At 71.3% G+C, this 20,848-nt stretch carries 21 protein-coding genes and 1 pseudogene; 3 read left to right on the top strand and 19 right to left on the bottom strand.

The genetic code is table 11. The features are described 5' to 3' along the window. Positions 1-84 precede the first annotated feature (84 nt). Together rarD and groES are read right to left on the bottom strand one after the other, a co-directional pair. Positions 85-1,017, bottom strand: coding sequence for an EamA family transporter RarD (gene rarD, locus WFI52_RS03775; RefSeq protein WP_336626056.1), 933 nt, complete (start codon positions 1,015-1,017; stop codon positions 85-87). 118 nt (positions 1,018-1,135) lie between these two features. After that, a complete protein-coding gene (gene groES, locus WFI52_RS03770; RefSeq protein ID WP_292863205.1) occupies positions 1,136-1,432 on the bottom strand; it encodes a co-chaperone GroES in 297 nt (98 codons plus the stop codon). 219 nt (positions 1,433-1,651) lie between these two features. On the opposite strand from groES, the gene WFI52_RS03765 reads away from it, so the two are divergent. Then, positions 1,652-2,848, top strand: a complete 1,197-nt coding sequence (locus WFI52_RS03765) for a class I SAM-dependent methyltransferase (RefSeq protein WP_336626057.1) — start codon at positions 1,652-1,654, stop codon at positions 2,846-2,848. A 15-nt stretch (positions 2,849-2,863) separates the two neighbouring features. Here the strand turns inward: WFI52_RS03765 and WFI52_RS03760 are convergent, their stop codons facing one another. The 10 genes from WFI52_RS03760 to coaA all read right to left on the bottom strand — a co-directional run bounded on the left by WFI52_RS03760 (position 2,864) and on the right by coaA (position 11,706). After that, positions 2,864-3,364 carry a hypothetical protein gene (locus WFI52_RS03760; RefSeq protein ID WP_336626058.1) on the bottom strand — a complete coding sequence of 167 codons (501 nt, stop codon included), beginning with the start codon at positions 3,362-3,364 and terminating at the stop codon, positions 2,864-2,866. Beyond that, positions 3,361-4,425 carry a tRNA (adenosine(37)-N6)-threonylcarbamoyltransferase complex transferase subunit TsaD gene (gene tsaD, locus WFI52_RS03755; RefSeq protein ID WP_336626059.1) on the bottom strand — a complete coding sequence of 355 codons (1,065 nt, stop codon included), beginning with the start codon at positions 4,423-4,425 and terminating at the stop codon, positions 3,361-3,363. Before tsaD ends, WFI52_RS03760 begins: the two co-directional genes overlap by 4 nt. Further along, positions 4,422-4,919, bottom strand: a complete 498-nt coding sequence (rimI, locus tag WFI52_RS03750; RefSeq protein WP_336626060.1) for a ribosomal protein S18-alanine N-acetyltransferase — start codon at positions 4,917-4,919, stop codon at positions 4,422-4,424. The genes tsaD and rimI overlap by 4 nt, the downstream gene beginning before the upstream one ends. Further along, the gene (gene tsaB, locus WFI52_RS03745; protein WP_336626061.1) at positions 4,916-5,596 is read right to left on the bottom strand and encodes a tRNA (adenosine(37)-N6)-threonylcarbamoyltransferase complex dimerization subunit type 1 TsaB; all 681 of its coding nucleotides are present in this window, start codon (positions 5,594-5,596) and stop codon (positions 4,916-4,918) included. The genes rimI and tsaB overlap by 4 nt, the downstream gene beginning before the upstream one ends. A 41-nt stretch (positions 5,597-5,637) precedes the next feature. Next, complete coding sequence (locus WFI52_RS03740) at positions 5,638-6,468, bottom strand: aldo/keto reductase (RefSeq protein WP_336626062.1); 831 nt, start codon at positions 6,466-6,468, stop codon at positions 5,638-5,640. A 53-nt stretch (positions 6,469-6,521) separates the two neighbouring features. Further along, a complete protein-coding gene (locus tag WFI52_RS03735; protein ID WP_442927699.1) occupies positions 6,522-6,971 on the bottom strand; it encodes a tRNA (adenosine(37)-N6)-threonylcarbamoyltransferase complex ATPase subunit type 1 TsaE in 450 nt (149 codons plus the stop codon). Positions 6,972-7,188: 217 nt separating this feature from the next. Then, positions 7,189-8,313, bottom strand: coding sequence for an alanine racemase (gene alr, locus WFI52_RS03730; protein ID WP_336626063.1), 1,125 nt, complete (start codon positions 8,311-8,313; stop codon positions 7,189-7,191). Beyond that, entirely contained in the window at positions 8,310-8,711 is a 402-nt protein-coding gene (locus tag WFI52_RS03725; RefSeq protein WP_336626064.1) for a holo-ACP synthase, read from the bottom strand. Before WFI52_RS03725 ends, alr begins: the two co-directional genes overlap by 4 nt. A gap of 21 nt (positions 8,712-8,732) precedes the next feature. Then, positions 8,733-10,583, bottom strand: coding sequence for a glutamine--fructose-6-phosphate transaminase (isomerizing) (gene glmS, locus WFI52_RS03720; RefSeq protein WP_336626065.1), 1,851 nt, complete (start codon positions 10,581-10,583; stop codon positions 8,733-8,735). Positions 10,584-10,707: 124 nt separating this feature from the next. Beyond that, positions 10,708-11,706 (bottom strand): type I pantothenate kinase, encoded by a 999-nt coding sequence (gene coaA / locus WFI52_RS03715; RefSeq protein WP_336626066.1) that lies wholly within the window; start codon positions 11,704-11,706, stop codon positions 10,708-10,710. A 32-nt stretch (positions 11,707-11,738) separates the two neighbouring features. On the opposite strand from coaA, the gene WFI52_RS03710 reads away from it, so the two are divergent. Continuing rightward, a complete protein-coding gene (locus tag WFI52_RS03710) occupies positions 11,739-12,680 on the top strand; it encodes a Ppx/GppA phosphatase family protein (protein WP_336626067.1) in 942 nt (313 codons plus the stop codon). Positions 12,681-12,973: 293 nt separating this feature from the next. On the opposite strand, the gene glmM is transcribed toward WFI52_RS03710, so the two are convergent. The 5 genes and pseudogenes from glmM to WFI52_RS03685 all read right to left on the bottom strand — a co-directional run bounded on the left by glmM (position 12,974) and on the right by WFI52_RS03685 (position 17,582). Further along, complete coding sequence (glmM, locus tag WFI52_RS03705; RefSeq protein ID WP_336626068.1) at positions 12,974-14,317, bottom strand: phosphoglucosamine mutase; 1,344 nt, start codon at positions 14,315-14,317, stop codon at positions 12,974-12,976. A gap of 14 nt (positions 14,318-14,331) precedes the next feature. Then, complete coding sequence (gene rpsI / locus WFI52_RS03700) at positions 14,332-14,817, bottom strand: 30S ribosomal protein S9 (protein WP_336626069.1); 486 nt, start codon at positions 14,815-14,817, stop codon at positions 14,332-14,334. 35 nt (positions 14,818-14,852) lie between these two features. After that, positions 14,853-15,299: a 50S ribosomal protein L13 gene (gene rplM, locus WFI52_RS03695; RefSeq protein WP_292863160.1), complete on the bottom strand. Its 447-nt coding sequence runs from the start codon at positions 15,297-15,299 to the stop codon at positions 14,853-14,855. A gap of 389 nt (positions 15,300-15,688) precedes the next feature. Continuing rightward, positions 15,689-15,817 (bottom strand): annotated as a pseudogene (locus WFI52_RS03690) (UTP--glucose-1-phosphate uridylyltransferase); the annotation flags it as partial. A gap of 28 nt (positions 15,818-15,845) precedes the next feature. Continuing rightward, positions 15,846-17,582: an ATPase gene (locus tag WFI52_RS03685; RefSeq protein ID WP_336626070.1), complete on the bottom strand. Its 1,737-nt coding sequence runs from the start codon at positions 17,580-17,582 to the stop codon at positions 15,846-15,848. Positions 17,583-17,645: 63 nt separating this feature from the next. Here WFI52_RS03685 and WFI52_RS03680 point away from each other — a divergent pair, with 63 nt between their 5' ends. Then, the gene (locus tag WFI52_RS03680) at positions 17,646-18,113 is read left to right on the top strand and encodes a VanZ family protein (RefSeq protein ID WP_336626071.1); all 468 of its coding nucleotides are present in this window, start codon (positions 17,646-17,648) and stop codon (positions 18,111-18,113) included. A gap of 117 nt (positions 18,114-18,230) precedes the next feature. Here the strand turns inward: WFI52_RS03680 and WFI52_RS03675 are convergent, their stop codons facing one another. Both WFI52_RS03675 and WFI52_RS03670 read right to left on the bottom strand, forming a co-directional pair. After that, positions 18,231-18,806 carry a peptidase M23 gene (locus WFI52_RS03675; RefSeq protein WP_336626072.1) on the bottom strand — a complete coding sequence of 192 codons (576 nt, stop codon included), beginning with the start codon at positions 18,804-18,806 and terminating at the stop codon, positions 18,231-18,233. A 309-nt stretch (positions 18,807-19,115) separates the two neighbouring features. Beyond that, positions 19,116-20,447 carry an HNH endonuclease gene (locus tag WFI52_RS03670; protein WP_336626073.1) on the bottom strand — a complete coding sequence of 444 codons (1,332 nt, stop codon included), beginning with the start codon at positions 20,445-20,447 and terminating at the stop codon, positions 19,116-19,118. Positions 20,448-20,848 lie beyond the last annotated feature (401 nt).

The following is a 20,848-nucleotide window of genomic DNA, read 5'->3' as shown; positions in this document are numbered from 1 at the left end:
CAAACCTAATAGGGCGGAGGTCTCCGCAATGTTGCAATGCGTTAACGGTGTGTCACATGAGGGTCACGGTGCGATAACGGTCGATCAGACGAGTTCTCCGACGTCGCCCGCCGTCCGTGCTCGTCGCGCGTGGCGCAGCGAGTCGACACTGAGGAGCACGAGCGCCACCCAGACGAGCGCGAAGCCGATCCAGCGCTCGAGCGGCATGGGCTCGCCGAGGATCCACCAGCCCGTCAGGAACTGCATGATCGGGGCGACGAACTGCAGCAGGCCGATCACCGTGAGCGGGGCCCGTCGCGCGCCGGCGGCGAACAGCAGCAGCGGCACGGCGGTGACGACACCGGCGAGGGTGACGAGTGCCGTGTGCCCCGCGCCCTGCGTGCCGAAGACGAGCCCGGTCGTCGAGGCCACGACGATGAGCTGCACGATCGCGATCGGCGTGAGCCACAGCGACTCGAGAGTGAGGCCGCTGATGGCATCCACGCTCGGCCCGATCTGCTTCTTGACGAGACCGTAGGTGCCGAAGGATGCCGCGAGCGTCAGCGCGATCCAGGGGAACGAGCCGTACGCCACGATGATGACGACGACGGCGAGGGCGGCGAACGCGATCGCGACCCACTGCGCTGTGCGGAGCTTCTCGCCGAGGACGAGGACACCCAGCAGCACCGTCACGATCGGGTTGATGAAGTAGCCCAGGCTCCCCTCGATGACGTGCCCGGTGAGGATGCCGAGGAGGAACACCTGCCAGTTCACGTAGATCAGCAGGCCGGCAACGATCGTCCAGAAGACAAGCCGGCGGTCGCGGAGGATCGCGATGAGCTTCGGCCATGTGCGGGTGACGGTCAGCAGGATCGCGCAGAAGACGAGCGAGAAGAGGATCCGCCAGACGACGATCTCCCACGGCCCGATGGGCGCCAGCAGGATGAAGTAGAGGGGCATGAAGCCCCAGAGGAAGTACGCCGCGAACGCGTACACGCCGCCGAGGGACTCCTGGCGCTTCGTCTCCTCGGGTGTCATGAGTCTCACTCTATGACGGTCCTGACAGGATGCGGTCGTCGCGCGACTGCCAACCAGCGCCGCGGGAACGACAAAGGGTCCGGATGCCGAGGCATCCGGACCCTTCGTCAGGCTGAGATCAGCGGACGACGACCGCGAGGACGTCGCGCGCGGAGAGCACGAGGTACTCGTCGGCGCCGAACTTCACCTCGGTGCCGCCGTACTTCGAGTAGAGGACGCGATCGCCGACGGCGACGTCGAGCGGCACGCGGTTGCCGTTGTCGTCGACGCGGCCGGGGCCCACCGCCACGACCTCGCCCTCCTGGGGCTTCTCCTTGGCGGTGTCGGGGATGACGAGACCGCTGGACGTGACCTGCTCGGCCTCGACCTGCTTGATGACGATGCGGTCCTCGAGCGGCTTGATGGAAACCGACACGGTTTACCTCTTTCTGGCGTGGCGTATTGCCGTTGTCACTGAAAAGACTGATTAGCACCCGATGGGTCGGAGTGCTAATGGCAAGTCTAGAGCGCGGCTGGCACTCGTGCAACGCGAGTGCCAGCCATCCCAACTTTTCTTCTCCTCCTCCCTCCTGCCCCCTCCTCCCCCGCACGCCCGACCGAGACGGGGTTCGCCGCGCGCGCCTAGGCTGGGCGGATGGATCTCGCCGAGCTCACCGCCCTCCTCACCCCCGAGGGCCTGCGCCTGATCGACGAGCTCGGAGCGCTCGACTCGACCGACGACGTCGCCGCGGCCGTGTCACGGCTGCGGTCGGCCGGTCGCGCACCCGAGCTCGTCGCGGCGGCGGTCGGTCAGGCGCGACTGCGCACGCGAGCGCGCGCGAAGTTCGGCGCGTTCGCCGATCGGATGCTCTTCACGCGGTCGGGGCTCGAGCAGGCGACGCGGCTCGAGATCGCGGCATCCCACGCGGGTCGCTTCCGCGACGCCGGCATCCGCGCCGTCGCCGACCTCGGCTGCGGGATCGGCGGCGACGCGCTTGCGCTCGCGGGGATCGGGCTCGACGTGCTCGCCGTCGACGCAGACGAGGTCACCGCCGCCCTCGCCGCGTACAACCTCGCACCGTTCGGCGACGCCGTGCGCGTGCGCCATGCCCGTGCGCAGGACGTCGACCTCGCGGGCATCGAGGCGGTCTGGCTCGACCCTGCCCGCCGGACGGCCGGCCACGGCGATACGACGCGTCTGGGCGCCGGCGAGTGGTCGCCCCCGCTCGACTGGGTGTGGGGCCTCGCCGCGCAGCTGCCGGCGGGCATCAAGCTCGGCCCCGCGTTCGATCGGTCCCTCGTACCGACGGAAGCCGGTCACGTCGAAACGCAGTGGATCTCGGTCGACGGCGCGACGATCGAACTCGTCGTCTGGACGGGCGTGCTCGCCCGCCCCGGCATCAGTCGCGCGGCGCTCGTCGTGCGCGGCGGCGCCGCGGCGGAGCTCACGGCCGACGCCGATGCGCCGGATGCCAACGTGCGCGCGCTCGGCGAATACCTGCACGAGCCCGAAGGCGCCGTCATCCGCGCGCGACTGATCGGCGACGTCGCCCGCACCCTCGGCGCCGGCATGATCGACGAGAAGATCGCGTACCTCACCTCGGACGCCCCGGTGTCGAGCCCGTTCGTCCAGAGCTTCCGCATCCGCGAGCAGCTGCCGAACGACGTCAAAGCGCTCGCGCGCGCGCTGCGTGAGCGCGGCATCGGCACGCTCGAGATCAAGAAGCGCGGCGTCGACATCGACCCCGCGACACTGCGGACGAAACTGAAGCTCCGCGGCAGCGCGTCGGCGACGCTCATCGTGACGCGGGTCGGTGACCGCCGACTGACGCTCCTCGCCGACCGGCTCTGACCTCTCCGAGGCGGGTCAGCCGAAGAGCGGACCCTGCGTCGAGGCCCACCACAGCCAGCCGGCGCTGTAGACGAGCGAGACGACGCTGAGGCATAGCGCCCAGACGGCGAGCGCACGCGACTCCCACGGGCGGCGCAGCGCGGCGATGGCGAGGCCGATCCCGAGCAGGCCGATGAGGAAGCCCCACCCGACCAGCAGCGACACCGCGAGTCCGGCGATGCCGAAGAAGAGCGCCCACCCGGCGCTGCGCGGCATCGGGCCGGATGCCGGTGCCCAGCGGATATCGGCGGCAGCGTGCATGTCCGGTGCGGCGTCGAGCTCGGGTTCGGTGCGCACCGTCGCGGTGATGGGTACCGGCTCGGTGAACTCGCGCTGGAACCCGCCGCGGTGCGCCCCGGGGAGAGCGGCCGTCTCCGCGGCGGCGATGTCCTCCGACGGGGCCATGCCGGCGGCATCCACCGATCTCGACGGAGGCTCCGGGATGCCCGGCTGACCGTGCTCGGCGGGGCCGCTCACGCGTGCTCCCGGGCGACCTGGATCTCGGTGACGGGCAGCGTCGAGTCGGCGCCGAACGCGAGCGTCGACGGCGCGTGCCCCGACGCGACCAGCTGCGCGGCGAGCGCGGCGATCATGGCGCCGTTGTCGGTGCAGAGGCTGAGCGGCGGGATCCGCACGGCGACGCCGGCGGCGGCGGCACGGTCGAGGGCGACCTCGCGCAGACGGCGATTCGCGATGACGCCGCCGCCGAGGAGCAACCGCGGCACGCCGTGGCGGTCGCAGGCATCCAGCGCCTTCGTCACGAGCACGTCGACGACCGCCTCGCGGAAGGATGCCGCGACGTCGGCCGTGTTCACGGGGGCGCCTGAGGCCTCCGCCTGCTCGACCCAGCGCGCGACGGCGGTCTTCAGCCCCGAGAAGGAGAAGTCGTAGCGATGCTCGGCCATGTCGGATGCCCGGGTGAGGCCGCGCGGGAACCGGATCGCGGCCGGGTCACCCGACGCCGCCGCACGATCGATCTCGGGGCCTCCGGGGTAGGGCAGGCCGAGGATGCGCGCGATCTTGTCGAACGCCTCCCCCGCCGCGTCGTCGAGGGTCTCACCGAGCAGCTCGACGTCGGAGACGAGGTCGCGCACGAGGAGCAGCGACGTGTGCCCGCCGCTGACGAGGAGCGCCACGGTCGGATACTCGACCTCGTCGCCGGTGAGGATGTCGGCGGCGATGTGCCCCACGAGGTGGTTGACGGCGTAGAGCGGCTTGTCGAGGCTCACCGCGAGCGCTTTCGCCGCGCCGACCCCGACCATGAGCGCGCCCGCCAGCCCCGGACCACTCGTCACGGCGACGGCGTCCAGCTCGTCGAGGGCGATGCCGGCCTCTGCGACGGCGGCCTCGATCGCGGGCTGCAGCGCTTCGAGGTGCGCGCGGGCGGCGACTTCGGGCACGACGCCGCCGTAGCGGGCGTGCTCGTCCATGGAGCTCGCGATCGTGTTCGACAGCAGTGTGCGACCGCGCACGATGCCGATGCCCGTCTCGTCGCAGCTCGTCTCGATGCCGAGGACGAGGGGTTCGGTGCGGGTCATGTGCACACCCCCGCATCGGCGGCGCTGGATGCCGCGGCTGCCGCCCACGCCCGCAGATCGAGCGTCATGACGATCGCGTCGACATCGTCGGGCTGGTAGTACCGCGGGCGACGGCCGATCTCGGCGAACCCTTCCGAGCGGTAGAGTGCCGCGGCGACCGGGTTGTCGGCGCGCACCTCGAGGAACAGCTCGCGCGCGCCGCGACGGCGCGCCTCCTCGGCGAGCGCGCGGAGGAGCGCGCGTCCGCGGCCGCGCCCCCGCGCAGACGCGGCGATCGCGATCGTCTGCACATCGGCATCCGCCGCGCCCTGCACCGCCCGCACGCCGCCGTAGCCGACGACGCGACCCGCCTCGACGTCGACGAGGTAGCGGCCGTGCGGCGAGGCGAGCTCGCCCTGCATCATGGCGTCGCTCCAGGCGTCGGTCGGGAACGAGGCGCGCTCGATCGCCATGATGGCGTCGAGGTCGTCGGGGGTCGCGTCGCGCAGGGTCATGCGCCCACCCGCTTGGGTCCCGCCGGCAGCGTCACATCGGGCGCGCGCAGGTAGAGCGGCTCGGGGCCGGTCAGCTCGCGTCCGGCGGCGAGCGCCCGCCCGGCGAGGGCCGCGACCATCGCCGCAGAGATCGTGGTCACGTCGTGGCGCACGGCGCCGACCGCCGCGAGCACGCCGTCGACGTCGGCGCGCGGCGCCAGCGCAGGGCCCGCGACGCGCACCGGGATGCCGTCGTCGTCGAGACCGTCGAAGATCGAGTACGCGAACTCGCGACGACGCGCGTCGGTGACGACGGCGAAGCGGGCCGGCTCGCCGAAGGGATCCGCGAGCGCCTGCCCGAGGACGATCCCGAGGGCGGCCGCATCGTGGCTCGGGACGGCGACGACCGGCAGGCCACGGCCGAGGGCGAAGGCGCGCGCGGCGGCGATCCCGACGCGCAGGCCCGTGAACGGCCCGGGACCCATGCCCGCCGCGACGTGCGTGAGGGCGACCCGCTCGGGGGCGCCGGTCTGCCCGATCGCTCCGTGCGCGGCATCCGCCAGTGCTGTCTGGAGCAGCCCGCCGATCGCCTCGGCGTGCCCCAGCGGATTGTCGCTGGATGCCTCGGCCCGCACGACCCCGTCGGACTCGACCACGGCGACCGCCGTACCGAGAGAGGTGTCGATGCCGAGGATCACACCCTCCAGGGTACCGGCGCGGCGCACCCCGCCGGCCGACGTCAGAACGTCGCGGTGTCGGGATCCGACCCGACGCGCTGCCCGCGGTCGATCGCGTCGATCGCCGCGACCTCGTCCGGAGTGAGCTCGAAGCCGAAGACGTCGAAGTTCTGCGCGATCCGCTCGGGGGTGGACGACTTCGGGAAGACGATGATGCCGTGGTCGAGGTGCCAGCGCAGCACGACCTGCGCGGGGGTCACACCGTGCGCGTCGGCCGCGTCGGCGACGGCCTTCTCACCGAACAGGTCGTACTTGCCCTGGCCGAGCGGCCCCCACGCCTCGATGTGGATGCCGTGGTCGGCGCCGAATGCGCGGAGCTCGCGCTGCGCGAACGCGGGGTGCAGCTCCAGCTGGTCGACGGCGGGCACCGTCTCGGTCTCGGCGAGCAGGCGCTCGAGGTGCGGGCGGTGGAAGTTCGACACTCCGATCGAGCGGGTCAGTCCCTCACCGCGGAACGTCTCCAGCTGGCGCCACGTGTCGACGTACAGATCCTGATCGGGACGCGGCCAGTGGATGAGGTACAGGTCGACGTGGTCGAGGCCCAGCTTGTCGAGGCTCGTCTCGATCGCCGCGCGCGGCTTATCGGTGCCCTGCTCGCTGTTCCAGAGCTTCGTCGTGATGAAGAGCTCGTCGCGCGGGATGCCGCTCGCGGCGATCGCCCGGCCGACGCCCTCCTCGTTGCCGTAGATCGCGGCGGTGTCGATGTGGCGGTAGCCCACTTCGAGCGCCGTCGAGACGAGGCGCTCCGTCTCGGCGGGGTCGACCTTGAAGACGCCGTAGCCGAGCTGCGGGATCGTGTGGCCGTCGTTGAGGGTGATCTCGGGAACAGTCATGCCTCAAGCCTGTCACGTCCGCGGAGGCCGAGGGCCGCCATGGCGACGGCACGTCAGGGGCGGCGCGAGACGCGGACGCGCCGGGGCGCGGCATCCTCCATGTCCGCCACGTGGGGACCGGCGGTGCCGCACGCGGTGTCGAGGCCCGTGCCCGACCAGCCGCGGTCGATCTCGACCTCCCACCACGTGTCTGCGACGGCGGCGGCGAACGGCGCCGCCCACTCCGCGACGACGACGGAGCGCGCGAAGTCGATGTCGAGATCGTCCAGCTCGCCGTCGGTGCCGAGCCGGTAGGCGTCGACGTGCACGAGCGCGGGCCCGTCGCCGAGCGCGGGGTGGGTGCGCGCGATGACGAACGTCGGGCTCTGCACACGCCCGCGGACATCGAGGGATGCCGCGATGCCGCGCGTGAGCGTCGTCTTTCCGGCCCCGAGGGGCCCGGTCAGCACGACGAGGTCGCCCGGGCGCAGGGCCGCGCCGAAGCGCCGTCCGAGTTCCTCCATCGCCGCGGGATCGGCGATCTCGTGCTCCCCGACGAAGGCGTCGAGGCCCGGCGTCGGGAGTGCGGGCTGTGTCGCGTTCACAATTCAGTCCCAACGCGCGGCGCTCGGCGGCCATTCCGCGTGTTTCCGCGGACGGCCGCTCGTGCCGCGGGCGCGGAGACTGAATACGGTACGCCGCTCACGGGGCACTCGCCCGCGCCGCCGGCGGTGGAGCTGCTCACGGGGCCGCCTCGCGGCGAGGCACGCGGGGGCCGATGCGGGTGACGATCTCGTAGTTGATGGTGCCCGCGGCATCCGCCCAGGCTTCGACGGGCGGCATCCCGAGGGTCGGGTCGCCGAACAGGACGGCTTCGTCGCCCACGGAAACCGGGAGATCGCCCACATCGACGACGAACTGGTCCATCGCGATGCGCCCGGCGACGGGAAAGGACGCACCCCCGATGCGGACGGCGGCGGCGCCGGAGGCCGCCCGCGGCACCCCGTCGGCGTAGCCGAGCGGCACGAGAGCGAGCGTCGTCTCGCCGTCGGTCCGATGCGTGTACCCGTACGACACGCCCTGACCGGCGGGCACGCGCCGCACGGCGGCGACGGCCGCGCGAAGAGTCATGGCGGGACGGAGCCCGAGGTCGGCGGAGGTGCGATCCGCGAACGGCGACAGCCCGTACATCGCGATGCCGAGGCGCACGCAGCCGAGCCGCGCGTCGGGCAGCGCGAGCGCGGCGTGGGAGGCGGCGATGTGCGTGAGCGCGGGGGTGAGACCGAGGCGCGCGGCGAGCGCGAGCGCCTCGTGGAAGCGCGCGAGGGCGGCGCGGTCGTCGGCGTCGCTGGTGTTGGAGAGGTGGCTGAAGATGCCGACGACGCGCAGCTTGCCGATGCGTTCGAGCCGCGCGGCCTCGGCGAACGCGGCCGGCAGATCGCCGGGCGCGAGGCCGTTGCGGCCGAGGCCCGTCTCGACCTTGAGCTGCACGAGCGCGGGACGGGCGGCCGAGGCCGCCGCTGCCGCCGCCGCGAGTTGGTCGAGACTCGAGATGCCGAGCTCGATCCCGTGCGCGACAGCATCGGTGAAGGATGCCCCGGGGGCGTGCAGCCACGCGAGGATCGGTGCGTCGATGCCGGCGCGGCGCAGCGCCAGCGCTTCGCCGATGTCAGCGACCCCGAGGCGGTTCGCGCCTCCTGCGAGCGCCGCGACGGCGGAGCGCACCGCGCCGTGGCCGTAGCCGTCCGCCTTGACGACGGCGATCACGTCGGAGGACGTGAGGCGGCGCGCATGGCGGACGTTGTCGGCGATCGCGTCGGTGTCGATGAGCGCCTCGCGCATCGTGCCTGCAGGCAGACGGGTCATGCGCGGGCCCCCTCATCGGCAGGTGAGGCGTCGGCGCGTGGCTCTGTGAGCGATTCCGCGACGACGTACGCGGTCGCGAGCCCCGCGTCGTGGCTGAGCGAGAGGTGGAGCGCCGTGATCCCGCGGGATGCCACGGTGGCATCGGTCTCGCCGGACAGGCTGAACACGGGCCTCCCCGCCGGCTCCGAGGCGACCTCGATGTCGGTCCAGTGCACGCCGTCCGAGCCGCCGAGGGCTTTGATGAGCGCCTCCTTCGCGGCATACCGGGCGGCGAGCGAGTGCGGTCTCAGCCCGCGCTCGGCGGCCGTGAAGATGCGGTCGAGGAGGCGCGGCGTGCGCGCGAGCGACCGCTCGAAGCGGGGGATGTCGACGATGTCGACGCCGATGCCGACGATCACGGCATCCAGCCTACCGGCGCCCTACTCGACGGTGACGGACTTCGCGAGGTTGCGGGGCTGATCGACGTCGAGCCCCTTCGCCGTCGCGAGGCCCATCGCGAAGATGTGCAGCGGCACGACCGCGAGCAGCGGCTCGAAGAACGGGCCCGCCAGCGGAATGCGCAGCACCTCGTCGGCGAAGGGCAGCACGGCGGCATCCCCCTCTTCGGCGACGACGATGACGCGGGCGCCGCGCGCGCGGATCTCCTGGATGTTCGACACGACCTTCTTGTGCAGCTCCGCCGATTCGCGCGGCGAGGGCACGAGGACGAACACCGGCTGGCCGGGCTCGATGAGCGCGATGGGGCCGTGCTTGAGCTCCCCGGCGGCGAAGCCCTCGGCGTGGATGTAGCTGATCTCCTTGAGCTTCAGCGCACCCTCGAGGGCGATCGGGTACCCGACGTGGCGGCCGAGGAAGAGGACCGACTGCGTGTCGGCCATCCAGCGCGAGAACTGCTCGATGTGGGCCTGCTCCTTCTCGAGCACCCACGAGATCTTGCCCGGTACGGCCTCGAGCTCGCGCACGTGGTCGGCCGCCTCGGCGGCAGGGATCGAGCCGCGCACGCGCGCGACGTGCAGGGCGAGGAGGTACAGCGCCGTGATCTGGGCGACGAACGCCTTTGTGGATGCCACGGCGACCTCGGGCCCCGCGTGGGTGTAGATCACGGCATCCGATTCGCGCGGGATCGTCGCACCCTGCGTGTTGCAGATCGAGAGCGTCTTGGCACCCTGCTCGCCGGCGTACTTCACGGCCATGAGCGTGTCCATCGTCTCGCCGGACTGGCTGATCGATACGACGAGCGTGTCGTCGCCGATGACCGGGTCGCGGTAGCGGAATTCGTGCGCGAGCTCGACCGACACCGGGATGCGCGTCCACTGCTCGATGGCGTACGCACCCGTCTGGCCCGCGTAAGCCGCGGTGCCGCAGGCGATGACGATGATGCGTCGGATGCCGGTGAAGAGATCATCGAGTCCGTCGAGCTCGGGGATGACGACCTGGCCATCCTGCACGCGCCCGCGGATCGTGTTGGCGACGGCTTCGGGCTCCTCCGAGACCTCCTTCGCCATGAACGAGGACCAGCCGCCCTTCTCGGCGGCAGAGGCATCCCACACCACCTCGAAGGGAGAGGCCTCGACGGCGTTGCCGTCGAAGTCGGTGATCGTGACGCCCTCGGGCGTGATGGCGACGATCTCGTCCTGCCCGATGGCGAGGGCGTTGCGCGTGTGCTCGACGAAGGCCGCGACGTCGGAGCCGAGGAAGTTCTCGCCCTCGCCGAGCCCGATGACGAGCGGCGAGTTGCGGCGGGCGCCGACGACGAGCCCGGGCTCGTCCTGGTGCATCGCGAGAAGCGTGAACGCGCCTTCGAGACGGCGGACGACGGCACGGAACGCGGTGACGAGGTCGCCGGATGCCCGGTACTCGTGCCCGAGCAGCACGGCGGCGACCTCGGTGTCGGTCTCGGAGCGGAACGTGTAGCCGAGCGAGACGAGCTCGGCCTTGAGCTCGGCGAAGTTCTCGATGATGCCGTTGTGGATCACCGCGAGGCGGTCGTCGTCGGCGAGGTGGGGGTGCGCGTTCACGTCGGTGGGTCCGCCGTGGGTCGCCCAGCGTGTGTGCCCGATGCCCGTCGTGCCGTCCGGCATCGGGTGAGCGGCGAGGTCGTCGCGCAGCACCTGGAGCTTGCCCGCACGCTTGCGCATGTCGAGGTCGCCGCGGGGATCGATGACGGCGATGCCGGCGGAGTCGTAGCCGCGGTACTCGAGGCGGGCGAGCCCGGCGAGGAGGATGGCCTGGCTGTCGCGCGGGCCTACGTATCCGACGATTCCACACATGGGTCCCAGCGTAGCCGCGCCCTTTTGCGCGGCGCCCTCACAAACCCCGAGGGTGCATTCGTTCCCCGCGAGGGTGCATTAGCCCGCCGCTACGAGGGCACCCTCGGCGCGAACGAGGGCACCCTCACAGCTTGCGGAGCAGCACCGTCTCGACGGCGTGGTCGGCGGCCTTCCTCAGCACGAGCGTTGCGCGGTGCTTGGTCGGCTCGACGTTCTCGCGCAGGTTCGGCAGGTTGATGGCGTCCCAGAAGCCGAGCGCGCGCTCGACCGCTTCGGCATCCGACAGCTCCGCGAACACGTTGAAGAACGAGCTCGGGTTGCTGAAGGCGCCCTGGCGCAGCGCGAGGAAGCGGTCGACGTACCACTGCGCGATGTCGCCCGGCTCGGCATCCACGTAGATCGAGAAATCGAAGAGGTCGCTGACGGCGACCTCGTGCGGGCTTGGCGGCGGTGAGAGGACGTTCAGCCCCTCGACGATGACGACATCGGGGCGGCGGACCGTCACGTGCGCGTCGGGCACGATGTCGTATCGCACGTGCGAGTAGAACGGGGCGCGCGCCTCCGCCGCGCCCGATTTCACGTCGGTGAGGAACCGGACGAGCGCGCGCCGGTCGTACGACTCCGGAAAGCCCTTGCGGTCCATGAGCCCGCGCCGTTCGAGCTCGGCGTTGGAGTAGAGGAACCCGTCCGTCGTGACGAGTTCGACCCGGGGCGTGCCCGGCCAGCGGCTCATGAGCTCGCGCAGGAGGCGCGCGATCGTCGACTTGCCGACCGCGACCGAACCGGCCACCGCGACGACGAACGGGGTCGTCGTGTCCTGCTCACCGAGGAAGGCCGACGTCTCGACACCGAGGCGCTTCGTGTTCTCGGCGTACGTCGAGAGCAGTCGGCTGAGCGGCAGGTACACCTCGCGCACCTCGGTGAGGTCGAGACGATCGCCGATGCCGCGCAGCTGCACGACCTCGGTTTCGGTGAGGGGCGAGGGGATGCCGGGGGCGAGCGCCGCCCACTCGGCGCGGTCGATTTCGCGGTACAGCAGCGGGTCGAGCGCCGTCGCCGGCGCCTCGGCTTCCGCCGCGCCCTCGGCGCCGCCTGCTCGTTCGAGCTCCTCATCGGTGGACATCGCGCCCACTCTACTGGCGCTACTCTCGACACGTGCGCCTGGGAGTCCTCGACATCGGATCCAACACCGTCCATCTGCTCGTCGCCGACGTGCACCCCGGCGGCCGCCCGCTCGGCACGACGAGCCAGCGCACGGTGCTCCGCCTCATGCGCTACCTCGAGCCCGACGGATCGATCAGCGAGCAGGGCGTCGCGGCTCTCGTGGATGCCGTCACGCAGGCCCGCGCGACGGCGGAGGCCGAGAACGTCGTCGAGCTGCTGGCCACGGCGACGAGCGCCGTCCGCGAGGCGACGAACGGCGCCGACGTGATCGCCCGCATCGAGGCGGCGCTCGGTCAAGACCTGCAGGTGCTCGGCGGCGAGAGCGAGGCGCGGTTCACGTTCCTCGCCGTCCGCCGTTGGTTCGGCTGGTCGCCGGGGCAGATCCTCCTCTTCGACATCGGCGGCGGCTCGCTCGAGGTCGCGGCCGGCAGCGACGAACTGCCCGACGTCGCGGCATCCGTGCCGCTCGGCGCGGGGCGCGCGACGGTCGAATTCCTGCCGCAGGACCCGCCGGGCGAGGATGCCGCGGAGCAGCTGCGCGCGCACGCGCGCACGACGCTCGAGCCGGTCGCGCAGCTCATGACCGGCCAGCCCAAGCCGAACCACGTCGTCGGCTCGTCGAAGGCGATCCGCTCGCTCGCGAAGCTCGCCGGCTACCCCGTGCCGGGGTGGTCGGGCACGGAGCGGATGCTCCTGCCGCGCCACGCGCTCGGCTCGTGGATACCGCGGCTCGCGCGCCTGCCGGCATCCGCCCGCCAGGAACTGCCGGGCATCACCGCCGATCGCACGTTCCAGATCGTTGCGGCGGCGATCGTCCTGCACACCGCGATGACGGTGCTCGACGTCGACGAGCTCGAGGTGAGCCCGTGGGCTCTGCGCGAGGGCGTCCTGCTGCGCTACATCGAGAGCCTCAGCTGGTCCGAGCCCGACTGACCGGGCGTGACCCCTCCGTCGGGGGCGTCGCCGTTGGGGGGATGGGCGATGCCCGTCATCATGACGGAGGGGCCACGGTACCCCGTGCAACTTCGCCATCCGAGTCGGGGGTTCGGCCGTCGGGGGTGGACCTCTCGGGTGACGCGAGCGCAGGGCCCACGTTAGGGGCAGCACTCCCCCGCGGCCAGTGCACGTGACGACGTTTTACACGCGCGTAACGCGGCCTCCGGCTGGCGCGGCAGACGCGGCAGACGCGGCAGACGCGTCAGCCGCACACCCTCACCCGCGGACCCTCACCCGCGGACGATGTCGGCGAGTTCGTCGGCGATGCGCTGGGCGTCGGCCTGCGAGGCCGCCTCGACCATGACGCGCACCATGGGCTCCGTGCCCGAGGGGCGCAGGAGCACCCGTCCGCTGTCGCCGAGGGCCGTCTCGGCCACGCGCACGGCGGCCAGCACGTCGGCGTCGGTGGCGCGCGAGCGCTCGACACCGCGGACGTTGACGAGCGACTGCGGGAAGACGGTCATGACGGCGGCCAGGTCGGCGAGGCTTCGCCCGGTGCGCGCCATCTCGGCCGCGAGGTGCAGGCCCGTGAGCAGGCCGTCGCCCGTCGTCGCGAACCGGCTCATGATGACGTGCCCCGACTGCTCACCCCCGAGGGAGAAGCCGCCCTCGTTCATGCGCTCGAGCACGTATCTGTCGCCGACGGCCGTCGTCTCGACGCGGATGCCGTGTGCCGCCATCGCGCGATGCAGGCCGAGATTGCTCATGACCGTCGCGACGAGGGTGTCGTCGCTCAGCACGCCGCGCTCCTTCATCGAGACGGCGAGGATCGCCATGATCTGATCGCCGTCGACGATGCGCCCCTCGGCATCGACGGCGAGACACCGGTCGGCGTCGCCGTCGTGGGCGATGCCGACGTCGGCGCCCGTGCGGACGACCTCGGCGGCGAGCTTGTCGAGGTGGGTCGATCCGACGCCGTCGTTGATGTTGAGACCGTCGGGGTCGGCGCCGATGACGGTGACCTTGGCGCCCGCGTTGCGGAAGGTCTCCGGCGAGACGCCGGAGGCCGCGCCGTGGGCGCAGTCGACGACGACGTGGAGGCCGTCGAGCCGGTGCGGCAGTGACGCGAGGAGGTGGATGACGTAGCGATCCTCGGCATCCGAGAAGCGCACCACACGCCCGACGGCGCCGCCCGTCGGCTGGAGCTTCGGCCCCGTCATGGCCTCTTCAATGCGCTGCTCGACGACGTCGGGGAGCTTGACGCCCCCGCGCGCGAAGATCTTGATCCCGTTGTCGGGCGCGGGATTGTGGGACGCCGAGATCATGACTCCGAAATCGGCGTCGATGTCGTCGATGAGGAACGCGGCAGCGGGGGTCGGGAGGGTGCCGGCATCCAGCACGTCGACGCCCGAAGAGGCCAGACCCGCCTCGACGGCCGCGCTGAGGAACTGCCCCGAGATGCGCGGGTCGCGCGCGACGACCGCGGTGAGCCGCTTGCCTGCGGCCTTGCGTGCTTCGGCGATACGGCCCTGGCCCAGGACGACCGCGGTCGCCTGGGCCAGGGTGAGCGCCAGTTCGGCGGTGAGGGAGCCGTTTGCGAGGCCCCGCACACCATCCGTTCCGAACAGTGCCATTCGGTCGGTGCCGATCAGCGCTTCGAGTACTGCGGAGCCTTGCGGGCCTTCTTGAGACCGGCCTTCTTGCGCTCGATGACGCGAGCGTCGCGCGAGAGGAAGCCCGCCTTCTTGAGCGCCGGGCGGTTGTTCTCGGCGTCGATCTCGTTGAGGGCGCGGGCGATGCCGAGGCGCAGCGCGCCGGCCTGGCCCGAGGGGCCGCCGCCCGAGATGCGGACGATCACGTCGTACGCACCCGTGAGGTCGAGCAGCGTGAACGGGTCGGTGATGAGCTGCTGGTGCAGCTTGTTCGGGAAGTAGTCCTCGAACTCGCGGCCGTTCACCGTGATGACGCCGGAGCCGGGGACCAGGCGGACGCGCGCGATGGCCTGCTTGCGGCGGCCGACGGCGGCACCGGGGACGGACAGCACCGGACGGGGAGCGGACTCGGCCGGGGCGGCCGCGCTCTCGGTGGTGTAGGACTCGGGGGTCTCTTCGATGGAGTCAGCGATCTTCGCCATGTTCTTTTCCTTGAGTTCCTGGTTCGAAGCGGCGCTTACTGGGCGACCTGGTCGAAGGTGTAGGGGGTGGGCTGCTGGGCAGCGTGCGGGTGCTCGGCACCGACGTAGACCTTCAGCTTCGACAGCTGCTGGCGACCCAGGCTGTTCTTGGGGAGCATGCCGCGGATCGCCTTCTCGACGGCGCGGACCGGGTTCTTCTCGAGGAGCTCGGCGTAGGAGGTTGCCGTGAGGCCGCCCGGGTAGCCCGAGTGGCGGTACGCCATCTTCTTCTGGAGCTTCTGGCCCGTCAGCGCCACCTTCTCGGCGTTGATGACGATCACGAAGTCACCGGTGTCGATGTGGTTCGCGAAGGTGGGCTTGTTCTTGCCACGGAGGATCGTGGCGGCGTGCGAGGCGAGGCGTCCGAGAACGACGTCGGTCGCATCGATGACGACCCACTCACGGGTCACTTCACCGGCCTTGGGGGTGTAGGTGCGCGTCACAGTAGTGCTGCTTTCTTGATTCGAACGGAGAGGTTCGTGAATCCCACTCCGGGGTGGTTTCCTCGGCGGATGCCGGACGAAACACGCCAGTGGAGGGCTCACGTTCGCGATGCCGGCCGCAGGCAGCAGACACCAAAGGGAGAGTCTACGGCATCGGGATGCCACGGCCAAAACGCCGGGCGATGCTCACGCCGTCGAGGAGACCCCCAGGGAGACTCGGGAGGCCGACGCGGAGCGCCGACCCCCCGAGCTGCGGCCGCACGCGGGGGGTCGTCGGCCGCTCCGGTCGCGTGGGGACACTACCGGGGGTTCGTGAATGCCGTAGCGCCTGAATGTGGGGGGCGGCGCTACGACAGAGAGAGCTTACCGTGCGAGCAGTGCTTCCTGCGGTTGTCGATCGCGCTCTTGTTGCGCCCGACGATGATGAGGACGTCGCGGATGCCGGCCGCCACCGCCTCTTCGACGACGTACTGGATCGCGGGTTTGTCGACCACCGGCAGCATCTCTTTCGGCATCGCCGAGCATAGTGCCGCGGTGGGCGGCGTGTCAGGCGTTGACCGTTGCTCCGGTCGCGGGGACCGCCGCTTCCAGCACGACATCGTCGCCGTCCTGGAAGAGGAGCGTCCGCCCCGTGAACGAACGCGTCTGCATGACGGCGCGCGGCAGGCGCCCGGGCGCGGCGACCCGCACGAACATCTCGTCGCTGTCACCCATCGTGATCTCGATGCGCGCGGCCCGGGCACCGGAATGCTTGACGGCGTTGACGAGGGCTTCGTTGACGACTTCGGTGAACACGGAGCCGTCGCCCGCATCGGCGATGGCGGATGCCGCGGCATCCGCGATGCGCGTGTCGAGGTCCATGAGGGGACGCCAGCCGGCGAGCATGCGGTCGAAGCCTCCCGACGGAGGAGTGTCGTGCGCGGGGAGAAGCTCATCGAGGGCCGTGTCGGTCTCGTCGCGGAAGCGGGCGATGTCGTCCGCGGTGGGCGGGTGCTCATCGGCGAGCGCCGCGAAGATGACGCAGCGGCCCTGGATTCGGCCGTGCAGCATCGATGCCGCGTGACGCAGCTGCTCGGGAGCGCGGGCCGACTCGACCGCGAAGTCGGCAGCCGCTTTCGCGAGCTCGCGCGTGGATCGCTCCTCCTCTTCTCTCACCGATCGATGCGCGTCGAGGGCGAGTGCGAGAACGATCGCGACGGCGGGCAGGGCGACGGCCGGCACGTACATGAGCGGGCCGTGCTCGGGGAGGAGAAGGTGGGCGATCGCCGCGGCGCCGGCGCCGGCGAGCAGCCACACGATGATGAAGGCGGCGGGCAGCACGCGCTCCGGCACCTTTCGGAGTACCGCGTTCGCCACGAGGTCGATCACGATGATTGCGGCCGTCGCGACGGTCGCACCGAGGATGTTGCCGGGGAGCGAGACGACGAACGGCACGCACAGCAGCGCGTAGAGGATGCCCGCCCAGAGGAAGGGTGTCGGCGCGAGCCGCAGGGCACGGCGTCGTACGGTCGGGAGGGCCACAGCCGAGGCGCCCGCGTCGGAAGGGGTGTCCGCTGCGAGCGCGGGGGCACCGGCGTCGGCGAGAGCCGGCGCCCGTTCGGCGGACGCCGCCTGCTCCTCCAGTGCATGACTGGCAGACCGCACCCGCTCGGAGAAAGCGCGCATCGTGTCGAAGTCGACGGTCCCGGCGAGTGTCGCGTCACGGCCGGCGCGCACCTCGCGCTCGATGCGGGTGACGGACGCTGTCGCCTCGCGCGCGCGGTCGGCGGCGACGGCGGTCGCGGCATCCAGGCGGTCGAGTGCGGCGGCGAGCCGTTCCGTGATCGCACGGGTGCGCCTGCGGCCTTCGGTGATGATCGCGACGACGGGAAAGAGGGCGAAGGCGGCGAGGAGGTTCGTGAGGATGCGCGTGACGATGGGTCCGGTCGAGAGGTCGCCGAACGTCGCCGAGAGCACCGCGCTGTTGACGAAGGTGCGGGCGACCGAGATGGCGACGAGCGTGATCGTGATGAGCACGCCGCGGGCGAGCGCGCCCGACAGCCGCCGCTCGAGCATCGCGACGCCCGCGACCGGGACGGCGAGGATCGTCCAGCCGATGGCGGCCGCGACCACCGACCGCCCGTATGCGGCCGCTCCCCCGCCGTCCTGGACCGGCACGAGGATGATCGACGCGACGGCGAACGAGGCGGCCGCGCTCCACCACGTGAAGAAGCGCCCGCTGCTCGCGGCACTCCAATAGGCCGCCCCCACTCCCGTGGCACGTCGTGATGTGCGCTCTGCCATACTCTTCCCCAAGTAGTTGTCAGTGTAGACACCCGTCGCAGTTCGCAGGGTGAGGAGCGGCACTTGACATCGCACTGGTGGCGCGACGCGCGCGCCTGGCTCGTCGCCTACGGCGTCGCCGTCGCGCTGATCGGCTTCTGGCCGGTGCCGGTCGACTCAGGCGCGGGACCGCTGCTGCGCGCCGTGACCGCGGTGTTCCCCGTGGCGACCTACGAGCGGATCGAGTTCGGCGCGAACGTGCTGATGTTCGTGCCGCTGGGGCTGCTGCTGACGGTGCTCCTCCCGCAAGCGCGGTGGCTCGTGCTGCCGATCGCGTTCGTCGCGACGGTGACGCTCGAGAGCGGTCAGGCGATCGCGCTCAGCGCGCGGACGCCGAGCGTGCTCGACATCATCGCGAACACGGCGGGGGCGTGCCTCGGCATGCTCGTGGCGGCGTTCATCGAGCTGCTCGCCCGTTCGCGGACGGCGCCGCCGGATCTGCCCGAGTCGTCCGGAGAGGGTCGGCCGGAAGAGAGAAGGTCGCTTCGCTGAGCCCCCCGGCATCAGCGAAGCGACCGTGACCGCGACGGCGCTGGGATCGCCCGCGGCGCGTGAAGCGTTCTCATGATCGCGCATTGGCGGGCGCCGTGGCGCTGGATGAGAGACTTCTCATCTTCCGGGGTCAGCGGCGGGATCGGCGGCGGGATCGGCGGCGGGATCGAGCCCCGAACTCTGGCCCGAGATCTCCTCGATGAGAACGACGGCGAGCGGCCAGTAGCGGGTGTAATGGTCGGGGTCCTGGTTGATCTGCGTGCGGTGGGCGACGAGCGTCGGCGCGAGCGTGTCGCGATCGGGCACCCGGGCGACCATCGCGCGGTAGAAGAGGACGGCCGAGGTGTAGGCGTCGAGGCGCTCGTCGCGGGTTCCCCAGCCATCCTGCTGCTGAAACAGCCCGATCGATGTCGTGGGGGTGCCATCGGGGTTCGTGACGCCGCTCGTCTCCCAGTCGCCGTAGTCGATGACGCGCAACGACGACTCTCCGAGCGCGGTCATGACGCCGATGGCCTGGTCGCGCACCGACAGGCCGAGGTCGCGCCCCGCCCGCATGATGATGGCGGCGTTGTCGCGCTGCTCGTCGGTGTATCCCGCGACCGCGGGAGGGCTCGCCAGCGGCGCGAGGGCGCGCGGAGCGGTCAGGATGCCCAGGGCTCCCGCCACCACGAGCGCGATGGCGAGCGCGGACACGGTCGCGATGCCGACGATGATCGCGATGCGCCGGCGACGCGCGCGGGCCCGACGCTGCGCCGCGGTCAGCCTCCGACGGCGAGGCGGTGTGTTCGCGCGACCGCGGGTGCGGCGGGGGGTGGTGGCGGAGCGAGCCTTCGTCGTGGGGCGCGCGGGAGGCGAACTGCGGCGTGCCGATCCCCCGGCGCCGCGCTTCGGCGCCCTCGCGGAGGACCGCCTCGAAGATGCCGCACCCGCCATGCTCCGCATTCTGTCAGGCGCCCCTGAAGACCCGCTCAGCGAGACGCGCCAACGCGCGCGGCCACGCGCTCATGCGGCAAGCGTGCACAGCTGACTCGCGGAGGGGCGGGGCGCGCGGTCCGGGTCTATCCAGGGTGGCGGCAGGAACCACACGGTCGCCGCTGTACCCACACCGTCGATGCGCACCTCCCACCCGTCGTCGTGCAGGCGATGATGGCAGGCACTGCAGAGCAGAAGCCCGTTGGCGAGGTCGGTGGGACCGTCATGGCACCACCACTCGATGTGGTGCACGTGCGTCCAGGCGACGGGAGCGCCGCAGCACGCGCAGCCCCGATCGCGGGCGGCGATCGCCCGCTTCTGCGCCGGTGTGAAGCTGCGCTTCACCCTGCCCCAGTCGAGCACTTCGGATTCGCCGCCCATGACCCACGGGATCACGCCCAGGTCGCATGCGAGCTGCCGCAGCGCCGACACCGGAACCGGCGTCTCGATGCCGTCGATGGATGCCGCGCCGACGCCGCTCTGCAGTTCGTCGAGCGTGACCCGCACCACGATCGCGGCGCCGACGCCGGTCGGGACGGCGTCGCACGCGATGCCGTGAGCGCAGAGATCGGAGAGGGCGTCCGCGCGCATCTGTCGCACTGATCGTTCGTCGCGGGTGGCGTCGTCTCGGTTCTCGTTCGAGAGCAGAGTCGACGACACCCTCCCGTCGATGAACGCCTTGATCGGCGCTCCCGAGGCGATGTCGTAGATCGCGTTGAGATGGATCGCCCCATCACGTTCGACGATCTCGAGAAAGCGCTGCGCCCGCTGCTCCTCGTGCCGCGGGAGGATGCCGTCGGGGTCGAGTTCCGCTTCAGCGTGCGTGAGGAGGCGACTCAACTCGTCGGCGCGCAGCCCCGGCGCGCGCCGCACGAGCACGCGTTCCGCGTCGTCGAGCATCGCGGCATCCACGCGCCCGGCGAGTCGGTCGAGCAGACGGACGATCGCGTGCGACGACGTGATGCTGAGCGTCGACGCGGCGACCGCGGCGGCGACGTGCGGGTGCTTCGGCGGGAGCGTCTCGCCGGTGAGCGAGGCGCGGGGCGCTGTCGCCTCACCGACCTGGACGAGCTTGATCGCCTCGCCGACACTCGACCCCGTCGTCGCCTGGATCAACGCGACGGGCGTACGGAAGCCCTGCTTCTTCGCGAGGGAGTCGCGACCGAGCTCCGCGCGCGACTGCCGCGCGATCTCCGCGGCGACGGGCATGAACGCGGCATCCACCTGGCGCTTCAGCGCCCCGAAGGCGGCATTGACCTGCAGCAGTTCGCCGGCGGTCAGAGACTCGGGCGATCGGCCGCCACCGGCGGCGGCGAGCGCGGCGAGGGCCTGCGCGATGCCGGTGAGCGGGTCGATGTCCATACTTCATTGTAGTACAGATCTTCGAACTAGTGAAGAGAGAATCGAAGATTTCTTCGAGATCGATCCGGAAGTGGGCGACGTAGCCGCGGATGCCTCGAGCCCCCCGACTCGAGGCATCCGCGGGTCTGACACCCCCCCAGCGGATGTCAGACCCTGAAGACGGTCTTTCGGGTCGCCGTCTTCAGGACACCGGTAGCCGCCGTAGCGACCTGCACGTGCAACTCTGCCGAGCGGACCTCAAGAAACCCGCGAGCACAGCGCAAGATTGCCGCAAGATCCCGCCATAACGGGGTCAAGTCCCGTGGCGTGGTGTCATTCCGTTGTTCCCTGTGGGTGGGTGGTGGTCAGGCGGTGAGGTAGAGCTCGGGGCGGGCGGGTTCTGTGTGTTCGTGCAGGGTGTG

The organism is Microbacterium sp. MMO-20, from assembly GCF_037147735.1.
Classification (GTDB): domain Bacteria; phylum Actinomycetota; class Actinomycetes; order Actinomycetales; family Microbacteriaceae; genus Microbacterium.
This window is presented reverse-complemented; position numbering and strand designations above follow the sequence as displayed.